Genomic DNA, 2,147 nt, shown 5'->3' on the forward strand with positions numbered 1-2,147 from the left:
CACGCACCGACGTGCCACCTGCCGGGCCGAGGCCAGCGCGTCCGCCCTGCCGCCGCCCAGTTCGTCCGCGCGGGCGAGCACGAGCAGCGTGTTCACCGCGGCCACCCGCGCGTGGGGGTGTTCCTGCGCGCCGCGCAACACGGACAGGTCGCTGTTGTGCGGGTGCCCGACCAGGTACAGCACCGCGTCGGCCTCCATGCCGACCGACTCCACCACCCGGGACTCGTCCCCGTCCTCGGCCGGGGCGACGTCGAGCACCGTCAACTCCGGGTGGGTCCGCTCGGCGGGCACATGGTGCCAGGTCACCGGCCTGCCGTCCGCGGGCTCGGGCACGTGCTCCCCGATCAGGGCGCCCACCAGCGTCGTGCGCCCCGAGCCGCGCGCACCGAGCACGGCGACGCGCAGTGGTTCGGAGAACCGCGCGAGGTGCCGCCGCAGCCAGTTCGTCGCCCGCGGACTGTCCGCGTACACCTCGTGCGCCCGGTTCAACAGGGCCCAGGCGCGGTCGGCCAGCTCGCTCACGCGCTCAGCTCCCGCACCGGCGACTTCGGCGCCAGTGCGTCGGCCCGTCTGCGCAGCACCTCCAGCTCCTCGATCCGCTTGGCGAGTTGCCGCGCGGCGGTGTTGCGCTCGGCGGTCTCGTTCTCCATGACCTGCTTGATGCGCTGGGCGGTGTCGCTGATCTCGGTGCGCAGTTCCTGCGCGACGGCGTTGCAGCGGTCCCGCAGCTCCCGCTGGATCAGCCGTACGGTGTCCTTGCTCTGCTTCCCGTAGGCGAGGAAGAAGTCGTCCACGTGCCGGTGCGCCGCCGTGCGGGCCGTGGCCTGTCGGCGTTTAAGCCGGGTCTCGCGCTCCTCCAGCACACTCTTGGCGCCGAACGCGACACCCGCACTGATCGAGATCGGGTTGATCAGCTCCATCCCGGCCAGCGAGGTCGCGAGCCCGAACATGAGCAGACCACCGTAGGAGCCCCGCATCCCGGTGAAGAGTTTCTGCCCGACCGTGAACTTCTCGACGGTCGGCATCTTGAGGTCCTCGATCTCCTCACGGGGGACGTCGGTCAGCACCGCGTCCGACGCGAACAGTCCCGGATCCCGCGGCATGATCGCGGCGGCGAGTCGGTGGGCGATGTACTCGAACCGGTCGAGCAGCCACGTCGAGTTCGCCTCCGCCGCCGTGCGCAGGTTCTCCCGCAACCACTGCTCGAACTCCGGCCAGTCCTTGACCGGGTCCGCCGTGTCGAAGTACTCGTCGGCCTCCCGCAGGATGCGCCGGGTGCGGTCGCGCAGGTCGTAGTCCAGGTCCGCGTTGAGGTCGGCGACCTCGTCCGAGAGCATCGTCTGCCACCGGGACGACTCCCGCTGCACCTCCTCGAGCTTCTGGCTGGCCGCGCGGTACTTGGCGCTGAGCTCCTCGTTGCCGCCCTGCTGCACCTCGGTGAGCCGCTCCCGCAGCGGTACGACCAGGCGCTCCAACGCCAGCCTGCTCAGCGCGCCCACCGACCGTTTCCGCACCTGGGCGATGTTGCCCATCAGGTCCTTGTGCAGGTAGGAGATCAGGGCGGGATAGCCCGACTCCTGGTTGAGGTCCGCGTCGTTCGACTCGGCCGCCACCATCCGCAACGACGCCGACACCCCGAACACGGTGGCGGGCATCCCCCGGCTCGCCAGCCGGGCACGGGTGCGTTCGGCGATCCGCTCCCACTCCGGCACCAGGTCGGTCTTGGTGAAGACCACGGCGGCGTTCGGGCAGAGGGTGAAGACCTGGGTCGCGAGGTCGCACTCGGGCTCGGACGGTTCCCGCGTCACGTCGGTGATCAGCAGTACCGCGTCGGCCTGCGGCACCATCGACAGTGCCGCGCGGGTGTGCTCGGCGGCCGAGGCGTCCGGCCCGACCGGCGGGGTGTCGATGAGCGTCAGACCGGACTCGAGGAGTTTGCGCGGGAGCCCGATCTCGACCCGGCGCACGTCGGCACGCCGGTTCGCCTCCGCGGTGGCCGCGTCGACGTCGACCGGGGTTCGCCGGGCCGCCTCCTCCGAGGGGGGATCGGCGAGCGCGGGGCCCTCCAGCACGAGGCTGTCGAGCGGGGTGCCGACGGAGTGCCACCCGGCCGGGATCGGCAACCGGGAGCCGGTCCGCGAGGCGGG

2 protein-coding genes are annotated in these 2,147 nt (G+C 71.8%); both read right to left on the minus strand.

Annotated elements, in window-relative coordinates:
* The coding region (locus tag ACTIR_RS0103670; RefSeq protein ID WP_026453260.1) for a GTPase family protein at positions 1 to 522 on the minus strand (522 nt) is incomplete at its 3' end.
* A partial coding sequence (locus ACTIR_RS21535; protein ID WP_052583701.1) for a P-loop NTPase family protein occupies positions 519 to 2,147 on the minus strand: 1,629 nt, incomplete at its 5' end. The genes ACTIR_RS21535 and ACTIR_RS0103670, both read right to left, overlap by 4 nt.

This window comes from Saccharomonospora iraqiensis subsp. iraqiensis (assembly GCF_000430445.1).
GTDB lineage: Bacteria > Actinomycetota > Actinomycetes > Mycobacteriales > Pseudonocardiaceae > Saccharomonospora > Saccharomonospora iraqiensis.